General features: G+C 44.1%; 1 protein-coding gene. It reads left to right on the forward strand.

Going from position 1 to position 2410, the window contains the following annotated elements:
- Positions 1-599: 599 nt before the first annotated feature.
- Positions 600-2330, forward strand: coding sequence for a group II intron reverse transcriptase/maturase (ltrA, locus tag MiSe_RS48625; protein ID WP_226594653.1), 1731 nt, complete (start codon positions 600-602; stop codon positions 2328-2330).
- Positions 2331-2410 lie beyond the last annotated feature (80 nt).

The raw sequence follows: 2410 nt of genomic DNA on the forward strand, positions 1-2410 counted from the left end.
CGTGTTAGATGGTTAAATAACCATCACAAATTGAGTGGAGAGCCGTCTCTCCCTTCGGTTTCTGTCCCGATGTCCCCAAGTAAAAGACTCATTGGAGTCTGGTCACATTGGTAGTAAGTAATGAATCCAATGGAATGCAGACCACGAAAGTAACCAACAAGGTAGCCTCAACCTGAATGGAGCAAGGGGAAAACCGATACGGGTCAACAACAAGTAACCACTGTCTGAATCTTCGTTAAGTAGAGAGAGTGAAATGAGGATGACACACTCTGACCAAAAGGTACAGCGATTAAGCTCATAAACTTTGACTTTTTATGAGAGGCAGGATAAAGAATCGCCGGAGAATAGGTGGAACCCAAATCGGTTGAATCTCAAGCACAGGTCACTACAGTAAGCCCTATGAATTCTCTGGAATTGGTCGAAAACCAGAGTAGGCTAACCGTAAGGAAAGCGGAACTATTCAGAGGGTAAAGGATGCCGGAGAAAGCGAATGCCCTTGGTAATGCTTGGGATAGGGGTTCAAAATTTGCCCCAGCCGAAAGACGGCAAACTTCCGGCAGGTATCCATGAAAGAAACAATGTAAGAGAACCAAACTAAGGTGAAAGATAGATTGGGAAACCAAATCGGAACCAAAGGACGAGAACTAACTGACTGGAACAGCCTCGACTGGAAAAGACAGAAAAGTCTGGTTAGGAACTTGAGACAAAGAATCTTTCAAGCAACCCAAAGAAAACAGTGGAATAAGGTTAGAAGCCTTACAAAACTGATGCTACGTAGCCAAGCCAACCTGCTCTTGAGCGTAAGAAGAGTAACCCAAGAAAACGCAGGAAAGAAAACTCCGGGCGTTGATAAAGAAGTAGCCCTAACAGGCGACGACAGGGTAAAACTCATAAAGGATTTCCCAGGATACGCAATATGGAAAGCTCGCCCAACTAGAAGGGTATACATTCCCAAAGCGAATGGAAAACAAAGACCATTAGGTATCCCAACCATCCGAGACAGAATCGCTCAAGCAATTGTTAAGAACGCTTTAGAACCAACCTGGGAGGCAAGATTTGAAGCAAATAGCTACGGCTTCCGACCTGGGAGAAGCTGTCACGATGCCATAGAACAGTGTTGGATACGCTTGAACTCGAACGGTGGACACACCTGGGTTCTAGATGCCGATATAAAGGGCGCATTTGACAATATCAGCCATGATTTCATACTCAAAGCCATAGGAGAAATACCAGGCAAAGAGTTAATCAAACAATGGCTTCTAGCAGGTTATGTAGAGTCAGAGATATTGCACTCAACGGAATCAGGAACACCACAAGGGGGAATAATCAGTCCCTTACTAGCCAATATAGCGCTAGAGGGATTGGAATACATCCTAAGCCAACAAATAAAGGCAAAGGAATACACTCTCAAATCCGGAAAATCAGCCGGAAAAGTAAAGCGGATGAAACTGCCTAGATTTGGATATATCCGCTACGCAGATGACTTTGTGGTGACCGCCGAAACCAGAGAGGAAATCGAAGACATATTGCCCACAATCAAGGTATTTCTAGCTGAAAGAGGATTAACTATAAACGAAGAGAAAACTCAAATCAGGAATCTAACCGATGGGTTCAACTTCTTAGGGTTTAATATCCGACAATACGGAGGGAAATGCCTAATAAAACCTCAAAGGGAAAAGGTTATAGCCAAGTTAAGAGAAATCAAGGCATGGTTAAAGAGCCACAAGACCATTAAAACGGAAAGCGTGATTCAATACCTCAACCCAATACTGCGAGGGTGGGCGAACTACTACAAACACGGTGTCAGTTCAGAAACGTTCCAAACATTCGGTAGTATCCTGTGGAAGATGCTCTGGAAATGGGCAAAACGCAGGCACCCGAAGAAGGGAGCAAAATGGGTCAAAGCCAAATACTTTAAAAGAGTAAATGGAGACTGGGTATTCTTTGCCAAGACGAATAATAGACATGGTGAACCTCAAGAGGTAAATCTATACCAAATAGGCGAAACGAAAATCACCAGACATATCAAAGTCAAGGATAAAGCAACACCCGATAACCCAGAGCTAAAATCATACTGGACAGATAGGATGACCAAACACGGTAGAGAATATTGGGCGAAAGGCTCAAGAGACTACTGTGTGGCAGTCAACCAAAACTGGAAATGTCCAGAGTGTAATGAACACCTGTTTAATGGCGAAAAACTGCACACGCACCATAAAGTGGCAGTAAAAGACGGTGGAAGAGGAACTCTCAAAAACCTAGTACACCTACATCAAGAATGCCACAAATCGGTGCATGGAAAGCAAAACCGAAAGGTTGAGGATGCTTGAGCCGTATGATGGGTAACTGTCAAGTACGGTTCTTAGGGGGGAAGGATGCGGTGACGGATACCTTCCTACCCGACAAGAAA

The sequence above is a fragment of the Microseira wollei NIES-4236 genome, from assembly GCF_020521235.1.
In the GTDB taxonomy this organism is placed as follows: Bacteria; Cyanobacteriota; Cyanobacteriia; order Cyanobacteriales; family Aerosakkonemataceae; genus Microseira; species Microseira wollei.